Origin of the sequence: Lachnotalea glycerini (genome assembly GCF_003201285.1) — a bacterium.
GTDB lineage: Bacteria > Bacillota > Clostridia > Lachnospirales > Lachnospiraceae > Lachnotalea > Lachnotalea glycerini.
Genome location: NZ_QICS01000007.1, coordinates 36,715 through 55,545, shown reverse-complemented (window position 1 = coordinate 55,545; position 18,831 = coordinate 36,715). Strand labels below are relative to the sequence as shown.

The window sequence follows — 18,831 nt, the reverse complement described above, 5'->3', positions numbered from 1 at the left end:
AATATAAGAATAGAAAGGGCTTAGAGTAAATGAACGAATATAAAAAAGAGTTTATCGAATTTATGGTGGATTGCAAAGTACTAAAATTTGGAGATTTTGTTACAAAAAGTGGAAGAAAAACCCCATTTTTTGTCAATACAGGTTTTTATAGAACGGGGGCACAGCTTAGAAAGCTTGGTGGCTATTATGCACAGGCAATTTATGATAAATTTGGTGTAGATTTTGACGTTTTATTTGGACCAGCCTACAAAGGCATTCCGTTAACTGTTGCCACAACGATGGCAATCAGTGAAACATATGACAGAGACATTAAATATTGCTCGAACCGTAAGGAAACGAAAGACCACGGTGACACAGGAATTTTACTTGGAAGTCCGATTAGTGATGGAGATAAAGTAATAATTATTGAGGATGTAACTACAGCAGGAACGTCAATTCAGGAAACGCTGCCTATTATCAAGGCACAAGGAGATGTCAATGTATTAGGGCTTGTTGTGTCTGTTGACAGAATGGAAAGAGGGCAAGGGCAAAAAAGTGCATTAGACGAAATTGAAGAAAACTATGGTTTTACTACAACTGCTATCGTTACAATGCAAGAAGTAGTGGAACATTTATACAATAAGCCTTATAATGGAAAAATAATTATTGATGATAATTTGAAAAAAGCAATTGATGCATACTATGAACAATATGGCGTAAAATAGTTTAGGAGGTGACTAATATGTGTGAAAAGGCATATAAATCAATGAGTCGGGTTGGTGCTTTAAACATCGCGGTAGGAATTGTTGTTTTGATACTTGGAATTGTTTCGGGTGTTTTACTTATTGTAGGTGGTGCGAGACTTCATAAGAACAAATCAGGAATTATATTTTAATAAGATTAGGAATTAGAAGTGTCTTAAAATAGTTATATTTTGAGGCACTATTTTCGCTTTAGAAAGATAAGTATTACAAAGTAATGTGATAAAGTGTTAAAACCTAAAAAAAGTGAGCTGGTGAGGATAAAAATGGGATAGAAAAGAGGAAGTTACTTTGAAAAAGAAAGAAGCAAATAAATTAGAAAAGTTTGGTATTTTGCTTTTTATTATATATATTATTTTATTGTTTTACTTTTTATTTTTTGCCGAAAGTATGGGGCGCACGATAAGTGACAGGGAATATTGTTATAACTTAGTTTTGTTCAAGGAAATTAAGAGGTTTATTGTGTACCGAAAAGAGTTGGGAATCATGGCTGTATTTACTAATATTATTGGTAATATTATATGCTTTATTCCGTTTGGCTGTATGCTGCCAATCCTAAGTACACGATGCAGAAAATTTGCACTTGTTACTTTAATAAGCTTTGAGCTTAGTCTTGTGATTGAAGTAATGCAGCTATTATTGAAGGTAGGTAGCTTTGATGTGGATGATATGGTATTGAATACATGTGGTGGAATGCTTGGCTTTGTATTTTATCATATTGCAGATAGATTAATAAGAAAGTGGATAAAAAAGTGAATCGAGGAAAGAGAAGAATAAAATTTTCGAATAAAAGTCATGCTATTAACGGCATAATATCTACAATACTTGGGGCTATTTCTTTTTTATTGATGATAGCCTTAGTTATTGTTTCTTATTTTTTTAAGGGAGAAGCGGGGGTTTATATAGGTTCACTAGGATTAACAGCATTTGTCATAGCTGTTGTTGGACTAGCAAAGGGATTAACCAGTTTTAAGGAAAGAGAACGCTATTATTTATTTTCTAAAATCGGTTCCATATTTAATGCAATCATGATTGCACTATGGGCAGCAATTTATTTAATTGGAACATGGTATCTTTAAAGACTAGGTATTATATTGACAGTAAATAAAAGGAGAGGTAAATATGAATTACAGAGAATTATTTAAAGTAGAAAACGAATCCGTCATGGAACGATATGACCTTTCTATGGGGCGTATTGAAACAATGATGAGCGAGAAAAATATAACTGAGCCATATTTGGATTATTTTCATAAAACAGCAGAGTTTATTATGCAGATTGAGCAATTAGCCAGAAAGTTAATGCGTGATGAATTGGAAGATCAGCCAATTGAAAAACTGAAAGATTTAAATGCTTCACTTTATGCAGATATTGTTGGTGATAATTATGAACACAGTTATGCAAATCCAAGCTATGCGGTTAAGACTCTTGGAGAAGAATATGGTAAATACTTAAGCTTTTTATATACGGAAATCAGAGGAATGATTGTATATGCATATGAGCTTCGATTAACAGAAATCACAATTCATAATGAGCTGTTTATTGAGATTTATAATGCATTTGAAGAGGCAGAAGAGTTAAACAGCGAAAAAATCAGAAACATTTTGTATTGGTTTGTAAGTGATTATGCGGATATGACAGTTGAATATCGGGTGAGAGAATTATTGGATACAAATTTATCCTTTGCTGCCGATATTATTATGAATGAGGACTTGACTGACTTAAGGTATTTATATCGGTTTGGTGAATTTATTACAGGTAATGAGCTGGACACAGCAAAGCATTTGAATGAGATGTCTGAAAAGCAGATAGAAGCCATGGCTGCGACCTATACAGAAGGATATCGTATGGGCTTTATTTTGGGAAATAAAGATTTATCAAAGAAAGAAATTGTCAATATTCGATATACTCTTGGATTTGAAAGAATTGTTAAAAAAGCAATAGAACAGTTTGAAAAAATGGGACTGAGAACATCTATTTATCGGGCAGCAGTGAGTAGCATAAATAAAAAACAGCATTATAAACAAGGATTTTTTGGTGCGATCGCGAATAAGCAATATGAATATGACCATAGAGCAGATAATGCCATCTACTTGGATAAGGCATTTATGGAAAGAAAGCTTGGTGTTCTTAAAGTAGCTTATGAGAAGTATAAAAAGGAGGCTTCCAAATTTGCAGGACCAGCCGTAATGGAAATATTCGGAGAACATCCATTTAGTCCAATTAGTAAAAAGGAGTGTCTAAAGCTCTCTGACAAACAACAGAAATTAGCTGTTGAATTTGATATGGAGGCAGGACAAATTGTAAACCAGTATATTAAGGGCGAAGAAAGAAGTTTTACTATAATTGCATATCCTGTTCCGGAAATTGGTGAAAAGTACGAAGAAATTTTTGACGAAATTGTCAAAATTAATACATTGGATTATAAATTATATGAAAGAATTCAGCAAAATATCATTGATGCGTTAGACAAAGGAAGTCATGTTGTAATTAAAGGAAGAAACGAAAATAGAACAGATTTAACCGTTTGCTTCAATCCACTTAAAAACCCAGAGAAAGAAACCAATTTTGAAAATTGTGTTGCTGACGTTAATATTCCTGTTGGTGAAGTATTCACATCACCAGTCTTAGCGGGAACAAATGGAATTTTGCATGTGAGTCAGGTTTATTTAAATGAACTGAAATATATTGATTTGGAAATTGAATTTCAAGATGGAAAAATTAAAAATTACACTTGCAAAAACTTTGAAAAGGAAGAAGAAAATAGGAAATTTATCAAAGAAAATATTCTGTTTAATCATGAAACGTTGCCAATTGGAGAATTTGCAATTGGAACCAATACGACTGCCTATATGGTAGCAAAGAAATATGATATTGCAGATAAGCTTCCAATTTTGATTGCTGAAAAGATGGGGCCTCATTTTGCTGTTGGTGATACGTGTTATAGCTGGTCCGAGGATAATAAGATATACAATCCGGATAAGAAGGAAATTGTGGCAAAGGACAATGAAATTTCAATTATGAGAAAAGAGGATGTAAGTAAGGCATACTTTAATTGCCATACAGACATTACAATTCCTTATGAGGAGCTTGGAGAAATTACCGTCGTAGCTGAAAGTGGTGAGAGAATTACCATTATTAAGGATTCTCGCTTTGTGCTTTCTGGCACAGAGGAGCTTAACAAACCTTTTGAGAGGTAAGAAAGATTGTAATATTACAGTACAATAATGCGCAAGGCGTTTTGCAAAGCAAAATTCCGAGCTTTGTAGCGGCAAAATGTAATATTATTGCATTTTGTGTGCATCGCATAGCGTTAACTAGGAAGTTACTGAATATACTGAATGTTACGAAAAATCAATTAATATTGATTAGAAAATCTAATAGACAAAAGGATAGAAAATGAGAAATATAGGTTGACTACTTCTAAAAGACCTAGTAAAATTACTTATAAATAAAGCTATATTTAGCAATTTAACTTATAAGAAAAAGGAATCGAAAGATTTAAGGAGAAGGTCATGAAAAGAATTGGTATCATAGGCGGCGGCCAGCTGGGTAAGATGATGATTTTGGATGCAAAAAGGCTGGATTATTATTTTGTTATCCTAGATCCAACCAAGAATTGCCCGGCACATAGCATTGCTGATGAGCATATTGTTGCCGGATTTGAAGATATAGAGGCAATTAAGCTTTTGGCAAGCAAAACAGATGTCGTAACTTATGAATTTGAACATATCAGCCTAAAGGCATTGCAGGAATTAGAGGAAATGAAATATCATGTGTACCCCACCAGTAAGACACTTTCTCATATACAGAATAAATATGACCAGAATAACTGGCTCAGTAAGCATCATATACCGGTTGCGGATTATGAAAAGATAAACAGTTTAGAGGAACTTTTAAAGGCGCATGAGAGATTTGGTTATCCTATGATACTAAAGACTTGCACTGGAGGATATGACGGAAAAGGAAATGCTGTGATATCACAGGCCGGTGATGAAGAAAAGGCCTATGAAGCACTTGGAGCTGGAAAAATTCCTCTTATGGTAGAGGAATGGATTCTATTTGAAAAAGAAGTATCCATTCTAGCGTGCAGAAGCATTAATGGGGAGATTCAGGTTTTTCCGGTAGCTGAAAATGTGCATAAGAACAGTATCCTTGATGAGACTACAGTACCGGCAAATATCAGTGAAGCTTCCAATCAGGAAGCCTTTTTGGTGGCTAAGGCTTGTGTAGAAGCTTTTGACGCATATGGAATGCTTTGTATTGAGCTTTTTGTTACAAAAGAGGGCAGAATTCTTGTTAATGAATTGGCACCAAGACCACACAATTCTGGACATTATACGATAGAAGGCTGCTATACTTCGCAATATGAGCAACATATTCGTGCAATTTTAGGTGTTCCTCTTGGAAACCCGGGATTAATTCGACCTACTGCCATGAAAAACATTATCGGTGATAAGAGCGGTAAGGTTGAATGGAAAGGATTGGAGGAGGCTTATCAGTTTCCCAATGTAAAGCTTCATATCTATGGCAAGGAAACTGTCTCGAAAGGCAGAAAAATGGGACATATAACGGCTACGGCAGATACCATAGAGGAAGCTTTGGCTCAGGTAAGAGGAGCTTATGATAAATTAAGCTATTAAAGTGCACCAAGGAGGTATAAGCATGAAACCAGTTATCGCAATTATAATGGGAAGTGACTCGGACTTGCCAGTTATGGCAAAGGCAGCCGAGATACTTGACGATTTGAAACTATCTTATGAACTTAGTATTGTCTCGGCACACCGAACCCCGGATAAGCTGTATCATTATGCAAAAACAGCAAAGGAAAAGGGGATTAAGGTAATTATAGCGGGTGCAGGAGGTGCTGCACATCTTCCAGGGATGACGGCCGCTATGACCACCCTGCCGGTTATCGGGGTACCGGTTCAAACAAAAGCATTGGGTGGCGTTGATTCTCTCTATTCTATCGTACAGATGCCCCCGGGGATACCTGTTGCGACAGTAGCAATCAATGGAGCATTAAATGCAGGGCTGCTGGCAGCTAAAATTGTTGCAATCAGTGATGAGGAGTTAGCAGGAAGAATAGAGGCATATGCAAAGAGCTTAGAGGTAATGGTTGAGGAAAAATCCTTAAAGCTTGAGGAGATCAAATATAAGGCATATTTAGAACAAATGTAAAGAAGAGTGATAAGAAAGTGCAATCTAGGAGGAATAAGAATGGATTACAAAAAAGCAGGCGTTGATATTGAAGCAGGATACAAATCAGTGGAACTTATGAAGGAGCATATCAAAAAAACAATGCGTCCGGAGGTTCTTACTAACATAGGAGGATTTTCAGGCGCTTTTTCAATGGAAGCCTTTAAGAATATGGAAAAACCTACTCTTGTTTCAGGTACAGATGGAGTAGGTACAAAATTAAAGCTCGCATTTATTTTAGACAAGCATGATACCATTGGTATTGATTGCGTTGCTATGTGTGTAAATGACATTGCCTGTGCAGGTGGTGAGCCATTATTTTTCTTGGATTATGTGGCATGTGGCAAAAATGTGCCGGAGAAGATTGCAACTATCGTTAGCGGTGTGGCTGAGGGATGTGCGCAGTCAAATGCAGCACTGATTGGAGGAGAAACGGCGGAGATGCCGGGATTTTATCCAGAGGAAGAGTATGACCTTGCAGGATTTGCGGTAGGTGTAGTGGATGAAAAGGATTTAATTACCGGTAAAGAGTTAGAGGTATCTGATGTGTTAATTGGTATCAAGTCATCAGGAGTCCACAGTAATGGTTTTTCACTTGTAAGAAAAGTATTTGATATGACGAAAGAGTCCTTAAACACCTATTATGAGGAGCTTAACTCAACGCTTGGGGAGGCGCTTCTTGCTCCAACGAAAATATATGTAAAGGCATTAAGAGATGTTAGAAATGCCAATGTTAAGATAAAGGCTTGCAGTCATATTACTGGCGGAGGTTTTTATGAGAATGTACCAAGAATGCTGCCAGATGGAAAACGAGCAGTCATAGAAAAGAAAAGCTATGAGATCCCTGCTATCTTTAAAATGCTTGCTAATAAGGGTGAAATATCAGAAGAAATGATGTATAACACTTACAACATGGGTATTGGTATGGTATTGGCAGTAAATACAGATGATGTGAACAAAGCTTTGGCTGCAATCAAGGCGGCAGGAGAAGAAGCTGTAATTATCGGCCATATTGAGGATGGTGAAAAGGGAGTTACATTATGCTAAATGTAGCAGTGCTTGTATCAGGCGGAGGAACCAATCTTCAGGCAATTATAGATGGAATTGACAAAAGTGAAATAACTAATACGCAAATTAAAGTAGTCATTAGCAATAACAAGAATGCCTATGCTTTGGAGCGGGCAAGCCAATATCATATTCCTGCAAAATGCATATCGCCAAAGGATTTTGCATCAAGAGAGCTTTTTAATGAGGAATTACTTAAGACAATTGAGCGTTATGAAGTAGATTTAATTGTTTTGGCAGGCTTTTTAGTTGTATTGTCTAAGCAGATTATAGAAAAATATGCGAATCGGATTATCAACATTCATCCATCCCTGATCCCATCCTTTTGCGGAACCGGCTATTATGGGCTTAAGGTTCATGAAGGTGTCCTGGAAAGAGGGGTAAAGCTGACAGGAGCTACCGTACATTTTGTAGATGCAGGAACAGATACAGGTCCTATCATCCTTCAAAAAGCAGTAGAAGTGAAACAAGATGATACACCAAAGATTCTTCAACAAAGAGTCATGGAGGAGGCAGAGTGGGTAATTATGCCAAAGGCAATTAATCTGATAGCCAATAAAAAAATTAAGGTAATCGACGGTAAGACTGTTATATTGGAATAATGGAGGGAACAATGAAAGTATTAATCGTAGGCAGCGGTGGCAGAGAGCATGTAATCGCATGGAAAGTAGCACAGAGTCATAAAGTAAACAAAATTTATTGTGCACCGGGAAATGCAGGTATGGAAGAATATGCAGAATGTGTTAATATTGGAGTTTTGGAATTCGACAAGCTGGTAGCGTTTGCAAAAGAAAAAGAAATTGATTTGACGATTGTTGGCCCAGATGATCCTTTGGTGGCAGGAATTGTAGATTCCTTTGAGGCAGCCGGACTCCGGGTATTTGGACCAAGAAAAAATGCAGCCATTCTGGAAGGTTCAAAAGCATTTTCAAAGGATTTAATGAAAAAATATAACATCCCAACAGCCGCTTATGAAAAATTTGATAATCCAGATGATGCAATTGCTTATTTAGAAAAAGTCGAATTTCCAATTGTAGTAAAAGCAGATGGTTTAGCGCTTGGTAAGGGAGTATTAATATGTAATAGCCTAGAGGAAGCCAAAGAAGGTGTGAAATCCATTATGCTTGATAAGCAGTTTGGAGATTCCGGTAATACAATCGTAATTGAAGAATTTATGATAGGGCGAGAGGTATCTGTTCTATCCTTTGTAGATGGCAAGACTATCAAGAATATGACATCAGCTCAAGACCATAAAAGAGCCAAAGATGGGGATCAAGGTCTTAATACAGGAGGTATGGGAACCTTTTCACCAAGCCCATTTTATACTAAGGAAGTTGAGGAGTTTTGTAATCAATACGTCTATCAGGCAACAGTAGATGCAATGCTTGCAGAAGGCAGAGAATTCAAGGGAATCATCTTCTTTGGTCTGATGCTGACAGAAAAAGGTCCAAAGGTGCTAGAGTATAACGCACGCTTTGGAGATCCGGAGGCACAGGTGGTACTTCCAAGAATGAAAAATGATATTGTAGAGGTATTTGAAGCATGTATCGATGGAAATTTGAATCAAATTGATTTACAGTTTGAAGATAATGCCGCCGTTTGTGTTGTATTAGCCTCAGAAGGATATCCATTGCAATATGAAAAAGGGTTAGGTATATCAGGCTTTGAAAACTTTAAGGGTAAAGATGGTTTTTATGCATTCCATGCTGGTACCAAGAAGACGGATACTGGAATCGTAACGAACGGCGGACGCGTACTTGGTGTAACGGCAAAAGGTGCGAATCTAAAGGAAGCAAGAGCCAATGCATACAAGGCTGCGGAATGGATTGATTTTTCAAATAAATATTACCGAAGTGATATTGGAAAAGCAATAGATGAAGCATAAGTAAATAGCATATTGAAGAAACCACAAGAAATCTCGTAATGAGTGTATCTTGTGGTTTTGTTTTGCTAAGATCATCAATGGCTGAATGAAACAGTTTAATAGTATGTGGTAAAGCCAGATTAATTCTTAAATAATTCTTAATAATTTTTAAAAGTTATTTAATTAACAACGAAATATGGTTTAATTAACTGTATTTTTATGATAAAGTATATTAAGTAAACAAACAAGTACTAACGGAGGCATAGGATGAACGATCTTGAGCTTAAATATTTAAAAAGTATTGCAAATCAATATCCGACAATAGCAGCAGCTTCAACGGAAATCATTAACTTGCAGTCTATTTTGAATTTACCAAAAGGAACAGAGCATTTTCTTAGTGATATACATGGAGCTGATGAGCAGTTTTTGCATGTGCTTAAAAACGGTTCCGGTTCAGTGATTCGAAAGATTAACGATGCTTTTGGCAATACACTGAGCAGCAGAGATAAGAAGATGCTTGCAACCTTAATCTATTATCCGGAGCAAAAGATTGAGATTGTACTAAAGGAAGAAGATAATATTGAAGACTGGTATAAGATTACCTTACATAGACTGATTCAAATCAGTAAACGAGTGGCTTCGAAATATACACGCTCTAAGGTAAGAAAAGCATTGCCGAAAGATTTTGCGTACATTATCGAAGAATTAATTACAGAAAAGGCAGAAGTACTCGATAAGGAAGGGTATTATAACGAAATCATTAATACCATCATCAGAATCGGGAGAGCCAAAGATTTTATTATTGCTTTGAGCAAGCTTATACAAAGGCTTGTAATTGACCATTTACATATAATAGGAGATATTTTTGATCGGGGACCGGGACCACATATTATTATGGACACACTTATAGACTATCATTCTGTAGACATTCAATGGGGAAACCATGATGTAGTGTGGATGGGGGCTGCTTCCGGGCATTTGGCATGCATTGCCAATGTGGTCAGAATATCGGCAAAATATGGTCATCTGGATATGTTGGAGGAAGGCTACGGAATCAATCTAATTCCGCTTGCGACCTTTGCCATGAATATCTACAAGGATGATAAATGTGAATGCTTTTATATTAATAATACTTCAGAGGATTATAGTGATAAGGAGCTAGAGATTGATAACAAAATGCACAAGGCAATCGCTGTTATTCAATTCAAACTCGAAGGGCAATTAATTAAGAGAAGGCCGGATTTTGCTATGGAAAACAGACTTCTTCTTGACAAAATTGATTTTGAGACAAATAAAATTATAATTGATAAGAAAGAATATTCTCTACTTGATACAAATTTTCCAACCATTGATCCAAAGGATCCTTATAAGCTGACTGAAGAAGAAGAACAGGTAATGGAGCGTTTAAAATCTGCCTTTAAGAAGTGTGAAAAGCTTCAAAAACATGTGCGATTTTTATTTGCAAAGGGTAGTTTGTATAAGGTATACAATTCTAATTTGCTTTATCATGGCTGTGTGCCACTAAATGAGGATGGCAGCTTTAAAAAGGTAACTCTTTTTGGAAAGCAGTACTATGGCAAGGCATGGTATGATTTCTTGGACAATTATGCAAGAAAAGGCTATTACTCACTGGATGACAAGGAGGAGAGATTAAAAGGGCAGGATATCATGTGGTATATTTGGTCTAATGAAAATTCACCGGTGTTCGGAAAAACAAAGATGGCTACTTTTGAGAGATATTTTCTAAGTGATAAGAAGATACATTGTGAGAAAAAAAACCATTACTATGTTTTAATTGAAGACGAGACTGTAGTAAATCGTATTCTAGAGGAGTTTGGTGTGGACAGTTCAATTGGACATATTATCAACGGACATATGCCTGTAGAGCAAAAAAAGGGAGAGAATCCAATCAAATGCAATGGCAAACTTCTTATTATTGATGGGGGCTTTTCAAAGGCCTATCAAGCTAAAACAGGGATTGCAGGTTATACATTAATCTCTAATTCAGTAGGACTAAGATTAGTATCTCACGAACCCTTTGAATCAGCGGAAGATGCTATTGTAAACGAAAAAGATATCCATTCAGACACCACAATCGTGGAAAGTTTTAGTTACAGGCGGTGCGTAGGTGATACAGATATTGGAAAAGATTTGATGGAAAAGATTAAGGAATTAGAGGCACTATTAAAGGCATATCGCATGGGTGTACTGATTGAAAAAGAGACTTGATTGATTTAATGGAAGCATTTGTAAAAATGAGTCGAGCAAGTTCATAAAAAATACACAGAAATATTTCACAAAAGACACATTTTATTACTATTCTACTAAATGAGTAATAAAAGGTGTCTTTTATATTCTGGAGAAAGAATATAAAGCATCCGATGTGAAATGCTTACAAGTGCGAAAAAAATTATACTATATTTTAGGAGGGAACAAGCATTGATAGAAGTGAAAAACCTTGTAAAAAGGTATGGTAGTAATGTTGCAGTTGACAATTTAAGTTTTAAAGTGGAAAAAGGTCAGATATATGGCTTTTTAGGACCAAATGGAGCTGGTAAATCAACTACAATGAACATCATTACAGGCTACATAGCTGCATCGGATGGTGAAGTTATTATTAATGGCCACAATATTTTTGAGGAGCCCGAGTTAGCTAAGAAGTCAATTGGCTATTTACCGGAAATACCGCCACTTTATGTAGATATGACTCCGTACGAATATCTTAAGTTTGCGGCTGAGCTTAAGAAAATAGATAAAAAAGAAAGAGACAAAATGATTGATGAAGTGATGAAGCTTACAAAAATAACAGATGTAAGTAACAGGTTAATCAGAAATTTGTCTAAAGGTTATAAACAAAGAGTAGGTCTGGCTCAAGCAATTTTAGGTTATCCAGAAGTAATCATTTTAGATGAACCAACGGTAGGACTTGATCCGAAGCAGATAATTGAAATCAGAGATTTAATCAAGAGTCTGAGTAAAAAACATACCGTTATCTTAAGTTCACATATCTTGTCTGAAGTAAGTGCAGTTTGTGATTATGTTATGATTATATCTAAGGGAAAGCTAGTTGCAAGTGATACCCCTAAAAATTTAAGTAAGCTGATGGCAGGCTCGAATTCTTTGGAGCTTACAGTAAGAGGCGATAAGAAAAAGCTTGAGACTATATTAAATGGAATAGATGCGATACAAGAGTTTGAAATTCATAATTCAATTGAAGAACGAGCGGTTGATATTACAATGAAAATAGCTTCACAATCGGATATTAGAGAAGATATATTCTATGCGATGGCAGAAGCTAAATGCCCAATTTTAGCTATGAAAGTATCTAACATGTCATTAGAGGATGTGTTCTTAGAGCTTACCGGAGAGGACAAAGAGGTGAAAGAAAACCAGATAGAATTAGAAAAGAAATCTTTTGAGAAAATGGAAAATGAGGAGGAGAAGGAAGATGAGCGCAGTTTATAAGAGAGAGTTAAGAGCATATTTAACCTCTATGACAGGCTATATTTTTATAGCATTTATTATGTTTTTGGTTGGAATTTATTTTACTGCTTATAATTTAACATATGGCTATTCTCATTTTGGATATGCATTATCATCTTCAATATTTGCATTCTTAATTGTAGTTCCAATTCTTACGATGAGATTATTGGCTGAGGAAAAAAGACAGAAAACAGATCAGATTTTATTAACCGCACCGGTTAAGGTGATGGATATTATATTAGGTAAATATTTTGCGATTCTTACCATATTTTCAATACCTGTCATCCTGTTTTGTTTTTATCCTTTGTTATTGTCAATGTTTGGAACGGTATCTTTTTCAATGACCTACACTACAATTTTGGGTTATTTTTTACTCGGTGCTGCCTATTTGGCTGTCGGAATGTTTATTTCTTCCTTAACAGAAAGTCAGGTTATTGCAGCAGTATTAAGTTTTGGAGCATTGCTTGTCAGTTATATGATAACAGGATTGTCACAGTTTATTTCAGGTACAGCATTTACCTCTTTCATCTGCTTTACAATCTTAATTATTATTCTTGCAGTCATAGCCTATGTTATGACAAAAAATTATGCGTTTGCCAGTGGAACGGCTGCTGTATTAGAAGCAATGACGATAGCGTTGTATTTATTTAAATCAACTCTTTTTGAAGGTGCTATTGCAAAAATACTAAATGTAATTGATTTGGCAACCAAATTTGAAAACTTCGTTAACGGGATATTTGACGTCACTGGAATTGTATATTATCTATCGATAATTGTATTGTTTATATTCTTATCAGTACAGTCATTACAAAAAAGACGTTGGAGTTAAAGGAGGGGCAAAATGAAAATTAGTGAAAAATTTAAAAATAAAAAGGCAGATATGACGCCTAAATTCATAAATAAAAAGAGTTTAAAAAATGGTTCCTACAGTATGGTGATATCGGCACTGATGATTGCCATTGTAGTTATTGTTAATTTAGCAGTATCACATTTGCCATCTACCTATACCAAATTTGATTTAAGTGATACCAAGCTCTTTACGATATCAGATGAAACTAAGAATATTTTAGGTAATTTGAAAGATGAAATTACAATTTATCTGATTGCACAAGATGGCAGTGAGGATAAAACCATAACGGAATTGCTTGATAAATATAAAGCTTTATCCTCCAATATATCAGTTGTTTATAAGGATCCGGTATTGTATCCAAATTTTGTATCAGGCTACACATCGGACGGCTTAAATGAAAACAGTCTAATTGTTGAGAGCGCAAAGCGATCCAAGGTTGTCGATTACAGTGATATTTTTCAAACTACAACCGATTATACAACCTATGAATCCACAACAGAATTTGATGGAGAAGGTCAGCTTACAAGTGCAATTGATTTTGTAACTTCAGACAATCTGCCTATCATTTATACATTGGAAGGCCATAACGAGCAAACATTATCAGATAGCTTACAGCAAGAAATTACGAAACAAAATATTACAGTGCAGTCCGTGAGCCTTGTAACAAGTGAAGCGGTGCCTGAGGACTGTGGCTGCTTATTGATTTATTCTCCGTTAAAAGATATTTCAGAAGAGGAATCAACGAAAATAGCGGATTATTTAAATTCCGGAGGAAATGCGTTTATTGTTTCTGGCTATACAGAAGATGAATTGACAAATTTCAATGCTTTATTAGCAAGTTACGGAGTTTCTAAAACGGCTGAGGTAGTATTTGAAGCAGATGCAAATTATTATGCAATGCCATATAATCATTATCTTGTCCCTGAAATTAACAGTCATGAAATAACATCTCCACTTATTTCCGCAAAGGAAAAGATACTTCTTCCTTATGCAATGGGAATTAAGCAACTAGATACGAAGCCGGACACCATTACTATTACAAGTCTGCTTAGTACAACTGATTCCGCTTATGGCAAATTATTAACACAAAATACTGCTACGACAGAAAAGGAATCCGGAGATACAGAAGGACCATTTGATTTGTCTGTTGTGATAACCAATACAATTGACGAAAATACAGAGAGTAAAATTATTTTAACCGGGTCAGACTATTTATTAGATGATGGAGCAAATAAAACTGTATCAGGTGGTAATCATGATTTTATTATTAACGCACTTGGCTATTTATGTGAGCACGAAAGCAGTATCAGCATTCATTCAAAAAGCATTGACAGCCAAAAGCTTGTGCTAACAGCAGCTCAAATCAATTTCTGGACCACGATTATTATGATATTACTTCCTCTTGCTGTAGTAATAACGGGAATTATAGTATGGTTTAGAAGGAGAAAGAAATAATGACAAAAAAAAGTAAAATGATAAAGCTAATCACCATGATTATTATTCTTGTTTCTGTTCTTGTTGCATACATTGCAGTAGAGAAAGTGAATAAGAATACTCAAGAAAAAGAATCACTCGATAGTGAAAATGCAGAGTCTATTTCTATTAATTCTATAGATCCAGAAGCTGTTGCAGCATTTTCTTATACTTATGATGGAATAGATTATGGATTTTATAAAGAAAATGATATATGGTATAGCTCAAATGATCCGACTAAGGAGCTTGATCAAGATAAAGTAAGCAATTTGGCACAAAATTTTCAAAATGTTACAGCCAGTAGATTAGTAGAAGAATCTGCTTCTGATTTATCGCAATATGGATTAGATCATCCAGACAATATTATAAAGGTAACGGATACAGATGGAAATACAACCAGTTATGATATTGGAAGCTTAAATGAAACGGTCAATGGTTATTATATTAAGCTGGAAGATAAAAATACTATATATTTGATTAGTACTTTCCCAACTGAGTTTTCTTATTCTCTCGATGATTTAATAAAAACGCAAGAGGAAAGTACGGATGAAGCAAGTGATGACAATGTAACAGATGCAACTGATTCTACAGAGACAACAACACAAGAATAAATTAAAATGTATAAAGTAAAAACTTTTTGTGCATATTAATAGTGAAATTCTAAATGTAAAGGAGAACACTATTATGAAAAAGTTTAAAAAATTTTGTGTTGGAGCATTAGTAGTATTATCTATTTCCTGTTTAGCAGCATGTACCAAGGATAAAACGACCACAGACGAAACAAATACTACTACAACAGAAAGTGGAACAAAAAAAGCAACTGATACAACAACTGATACAACAACTGATACTAACAAATCAACCGATACAAACAAAGCGGACGGAAATACCGGTACAACTACTACAGATAACACTGCAACAACAACCGACAATACAACAACAACCGACAATACAACAAATAAAGAAGGTGTTGTAAATGAGGCAGTTGATAAGGTAGAGGATAAAGTGACTGATGACACTAAAACGGCAGATACCACTACAAACACTACTACTACAAATGGTAAGTAAAAATAAGCTTGTATAAAGAGAGTGGTTTGTATATAATATTTCATAAGGCTAAGTGAAACATGAAATCATTTAAGTTTTACTTAGCTTTAATTATTATTACGTTATCTAAAGCATTAAGAATTTAGATAATAGGGAGGGCACTATGAGGTTTCGACCATGTATTGACATACATAATGGTAAAGTGAAGCAAATAATAGGTGGATCACTAACAGATGAATTTGATAGGGCAGAGGAGAATTATGTATCTGAATTAGATGCAAAATACTATGCAAAATTTTATCAAAAAGATCATTTAAAGGGTGGACATATTATATTGCTTAATCATGAAGATTCCAGTTACTATAAAGAAACAAAAAGGCAGGCAGTGCAGGCACTTAACTCATATCGAGGTGGATTACAGATAGGAGGGGGAATTCGTGCAGATAATGCTTGTTATTATTTGGAAGATGGAGCCAGTCATGTCATTGTAACTTCCTATGTATTTAAAAATGGAAGAATTGATATAAATAATTTGGAAAGAATTAAATCTGCTGTTGGAAAAGAGCACTTGGTTATTGATCTTAGTTGTAGGCAAAAGAATAATGAATATTATATTGTAACAGATCGTTGGCAGAAATTTACAGATGTAACAGTGAGCGAAGAGACTCTTGATTTTTTTAAAGATTATTGCGATGAATTTCTTATACATGCAGTTGATGTAGAGGGGCAGGCCTCAGGAATTGAAATAAAACTTGCGAAAATGCTTGGAGCATGGGGCAAAATCCCAATTACTTATGCGGGCGGAATCGGTAGTTTCCATGATTTAGAATTACTAAAAAGTCTGGGAGAAAATAAGTTGGATGTTACAATTGGCAGTGCACTCAATTTATTTGGTGGAAATATGGAATACAGAAAAGTTATAGAATTTATGAATCAATAAATTGAATCAGCAAAAATAAGGTGCCTTACTTTTTATATAAGTACGAACTATTTCCTAAATGCACAATTGGCGGATGAGAAACTTATGTGTTCTCTCCGCCAAGTATGCATAATGTGCAAGGCACATTATATTTCTTCTAGTCACTTGAAATAGCTTTAATCAAAAATAACAAATCGAAATTTATATTAATGAAAAAGGCACATTTAAAAATAACTGATTATAATTTGCTTACGTTAGTAGCCTGAGGACCTTTAGCACCGTTAACAATTTCAAATTGAACAGCCTGTCCTTCTTCTAATGATTTAAATCCGTCCATAACAAGTCCTGAATAATGTACAAAAACATCATTTCCTTCTTCGTCCGAAATAAATCCGTAACCTTTTTGGTTGTTAAACCATTTTACTGTACCTTTGTTCATAATGATATACCTCCATATAAATAAAAAAATAAATTGTATTGTGTTGCAAATATTGCAACATGTCTAAAGAATATCACAAAAGTTACAGCTTGTAAAGATAAAAAATTAAAATATTAGTAAAAAACTAACAATGAATGAAGAAATGTTACTTGGCAATTAGGTAATTGTAACAATTAAATGCAAAAGACGACAGAAAAACAAAAAAAATGTATATTCAAATAGATAAACAATGCATTTTGATTGTATATTATAACGGATTATTTAAAAAGTCCAAAATATTTCAAAAAATGCTAGTCAAACTAAGATTTAAAGAGTATGATATCTGTTAGCTATTTAAAATAAATGGGATCATAAAAACGTTTTTTAAAATGATAATTTGGACTTAATGATATTTGAAAGGAATAAGAAAAATGATGGCGCTCATTTATAAGAAGTTAACGCAATCACAAATGATTGTTATAGGTTTTTTAATAATTATATTAACAGGAACATTTTTGCTGATGCTTCCAATCTCAAATAGAGAAATGGGTGGAGCAAGCTTCTTAGAGGCACTGTTTACAGCAACCTCAGCAACTTGCGTGACTGGTTTAGTGGTTAGGGATACATACCAGTATTGGACCTTGTTTGGTCAAGTTGTCATATTAATATTGATACAAATTGGTGGATTGGGATTTATGACAATTGGTGTATTTTTCTCTATCATTTTAAGAAGAAAAATAGGCCTTAGAACGCGAGGAATACTTCAGGAAAGTGTTAACACATTACAAATTGGAGGGATTGTACGATTAGCCAAAAAGATAATATTGGGAACTGCCATTTTTGAAGGAATAGGAGCGATTATATTATCAATTCGTTTTTACAAACGGTTTGGTTTGATAAAAGGAATATACTACGGAATTTTTCATTCTATCTCAGCATTTTGCAATGCTGGTTTTGATTTAATGGGACAAAAAAATAAATATATATCGCTGTCTGAATATACAGATGATTGGATCATCAATGTAACGATAATGCTGTTGATTATAATAGGTGGAATTGGTTTCTTAGTATGGGATGATATATCTAAGAATAAGTTAAATTACAAAAAGTATAAACTGCATAGCAAGATAGTGTTAATTACAACAACAATTTTAATTTTGGGCGGAGCTGCTTTATTTTATATTTTTGAGAGAAATTATTTAATGAAAGATTTGTCTGATAGTGGAATAATTCTAAGTTCATTGTTTAGCTCTGTTACAGCCAGAACAGCAGGTTATAATACAATAGATACGGCATTATTACAGGATAACAGTAAGTTACTTACGATGTTGTTAATGTTTATTGGAGGAAGCCCAGGTTCCACAGCGGGCGGAATTAAAACAACAACCTTGGTGGTTTTAATTTTGTATTTAAGAGCTAATATTAAGAAAATAAATGGTTGTAACATATACGGACGTCGTCTTGATGATGAAACAATCAAAAAGGCAAGTGCGGTGCTTTGTACAAACTTATTTTTAACCGTAGGAGCGGCACTGGTAATTTCAACCGTTCAGCAATTTACTCTAACAGATATTTCCTTTGAAATATTATCAGCAATAGGGACTGTTGGTATGTCAACTGGAATTACGAGAGATTTAAACACAGTATCAAGAATAGTTATTATATTTCTAATGTTTTGCGGCAGAGTTGGCAGCTTGAGTTTTGCACTGTCTATTGGCAGCAACAAAAAAACAATACCGGTAGCCCAGCCAATTGAGCACATCACGATAGGATAG

The 18,831-nt window shown here is 34.8% G+C and carries 19 protein-coding genes; 18 read left to right on the top strand and 1 reads right to left on the bottom strand.

All coding sequences use genetic code 11. From position 1 onward, the window contains the following. Positions 1-29: 29 nt before the first annotated feature. From pyrE to hisA, 17 genes are all read left to right on the top strand, one after another. Positions 30-704: an orotate phosphoribosyltransferase gene (pyrE, locus tag C8E03_RS13465; protein WP_094379086.1), complete on the top strand. Its 675-nt coding sequence runs from the start codon at positions 30-32 to the stop codon at positions 702-704. Positions 705-721: 17 nt separating this feature from the next. Continuing rightward, a complete protein-coding gene (locus tag C8E03_RS21995) occupies positions 722-874 on the top strand; it encodes a hypothetical protein (RefSeq protein ID WP_170122997.1) in 153 nt (50 codons plus the stop codon). A gap of 157 nt (positions 875-1,031) precedes the next feature. After that, complete coding sequence (locus C8E03_RS13460; RefSeq protein ID WP_110291265.1) at positions 1,032-1,496, top strand: VanZ family protein; 465 nt, start codon at positions 1,032-1,034, stop codon at positions 1,494-1,496. After that, the gene (locus C8E03_RS13455; protein WP_094379089.1) at positions 1,493-1,819 is read left to right on the top strand and encodes a DUF6142 family protein; all 327 of its coding nucleotides are present in this window, start codon (positions 1,493-1,495) and stop codon (positions 1,817-1,819) included. Before C8E03_RS13460 ends, C8E03_RS13455 begins: the two co-directional genes overlap by 4 nt. A 43-nt stretch (positions 1,820-1,862) precedes the next feature. Next, a complete protein-coding gene (locus C8E03_RS13450; protein ID WP_181899238.1) occupies positions 1,863-3,938 on the top strand; it encodes an aminopeptidase in 2,076 nt (691 codons plus the stop codon). Positions 3,939-4,253: 315 nt separating this feature from the next. Next, positions 4,254-5,381 (top strand): 5-(carboxyamino)imidazole ribonucleotide synthase, encoded by a 1,128-nt coding sequence (gene purK / locus C8E03_RS13445; RefSeq protein ID WP_094379091.1) that lies wholly within the window; start codon positions 4,254-4,256, stop codon positions 5,379-5,381. 22 nt (positions 5,382-5,403) lie between these two features. Further along, the gene (gene purE / locus C8E03_RS13440; protein ID WP_094379093.1) at positions 5,404-5,919 is read left to right on the top strand and encodes a 5-(carboxyamino)imidazole ribonucleotide mutase; all 516 of its coding nucleotides are present in this window, start codon (positions 5,404-5,406) and stop codon (positions 5,917-5,919) included. Positions 5,920-5,958: 39 nt separating this feature from the next. Continuing rightward, a complete protein-coding gene (gene purM, locus C8E03_RS13435; protein WP_110291264.1) occupies positions 5,959-6,984 on the top strand; it encodes a phosphoribosylformylglycinamidine cyclo-ligase in 1,026 nt (341 codons plus the stop codon). Continuing rightward, the gene (gene purN, locus C8E03_RS13430; protein ID WP_094379097.1) at positions 6,978-7,604 is read left to right on the top strand and encodes a phosphoribosylglycinamide formyltransferase; all 627 of its coding nucleotides are present in this window, start codon (positions 6,978-6,980) and stop codon (positions 7,602-7,604) included. The genes purM and purN overlap by 7 nt, the downstream gene beginning before the upstream one ends. Positions 7,605-7,615: 11 nt before the next feature. After that, entirely contained in the window at positions 7,616-8,887 is a 1,272-nt protein-coding gene (purD, locus tag C8E03_RS13425; protein ID WP_110291263.1) for a phosphoribosylamine--glycine ligase, read from the top strand. A gap of 246 nt (positions 8,888-9,133) precedes the next feature. After that, positions 9,134-11,095 carry a fructose-1,6-bisphosphatase gene (locus C8E03_RS13420; RefSeq protein WP_094379101.1) on the top strand — a complete coding sequence of 654 codons (1,962 nt, stop codon included), beginning with the start codon at positions 9,134-9,136 and terminating at the stop codon, positions 11,093-11,095. A gap of 210 nt (positions 11,096-11,305) precedes the next feature. Then, complete coding sequence (locus C8E03_RS13415) at positions 11,306-12,331, top strand: ABC transporter ATP-binding protein (RefSeq protein WP_110291262.1); 1,026 nt, start codon at positions 11,306-11,308, stop codon at positions 12,329-12,331. After that, positions 12,315-13,178, top strand: coding sequence for an ABC transporter permease (locus C8E03_RS13410; RefSeq protein WP_094379105.1), 864 nt, complete (start codon positions 12,315-12,317; stop codon positions 13,176-13,178). Before C8E03_RS13415 ends, C8E03_RS13410 begins: the two co-directional genes overlap by 17 nt. Before the next feature lie 12 nt (positions 13,179-13,190). Continuing rightward, positions 13,191-14,654 carry a GldG family protein gene (locus tag C8E03_RS13405; protein ID WP_094379107.1) on the top strand — a complete coding sequence of 488 codons (1,464 nt, stop codon included), beginning with the start codon at positions 13,191-13,193 and terminating at the stop codon, positions 14,652-14,654. Further along, positions 14,654-15,283 carry a DUF4340 domain-containing protein gene (locus C8E03_RS13400; RefSeq protein WP_110291261.1) on the top strand — a complete coding sequence of 210 codons (630 nt, stop codon included), beginning with the start codon at positions 14,654-14,656 and terminating at the stop codon, positions 15,281-15,283. The genes C8E03_RS13405 and C8E03_RS13400 overlap by 1 nt, the downstream gene beginning before the upstream one ends. A 73-nt stretch (positions 15,284-15,356) precedes the next feature. Next, positions 15,357-15,740 carry a hypothetical protein gene (locus C8E03_RS13395; RefSeq protein WP_094379111.1) on the top strand — a complete coding sequence of 128 codons (384 nt, stop codon included), beginning with the start codon at positions 15,357-15,359 and terminating at the stop codon, positions 15,738-15,740. 142 nt (positions 15,741-15,882) lie between these two features. Next, positions 15,883-16,659: a phosphoribosylformimino-5-aminoimidazole carboxamide ribotide isomerase gene (gene hisA, locus C8E03_RS13390; protein ID WP_094379113.1), complete on the top strand. Its 777-nt coding sequence runs from the start codon at positions 15,883-15,885 to the stop codon at positions 16,657-16,659. A 217-nt stretch (positions 16,660-16,876) separates the two neighbouring features. Here the strand turns inward: hisA and C8E03_RS13385 are convergent, their stop codons facing one another. Next, the gene (locus C8E03_RS13385; protein WP_094379115.1) at positions 16,877-17,077 is read right to left on the bottom strand and encodes a cold-shock protein; all 201 of its coding nucleotides are present in this window, start codon (positions 17,075-17,077) and stop codon (positions 16,877-16,879) included. Positions 17,078-17,490: 413 nt separating this feature from the next. On the opposite strand from C8E03_RS13385, the gene C8E03_RS13380 reads away from it, so the two are divergent. Beyond that, positions 17,491-18,831 carry a TrkH family potassium uptake protein gene (locus tag C8E03_RS13380; RefSeq protein WP_110291329.1) on the top strand — a complete coding sequence of 447 codons (1,341 nt, stop codon included), beginning with the start codon at positions 17,491-17,493 and terminating at the stop codon, positions 18,829-18,831.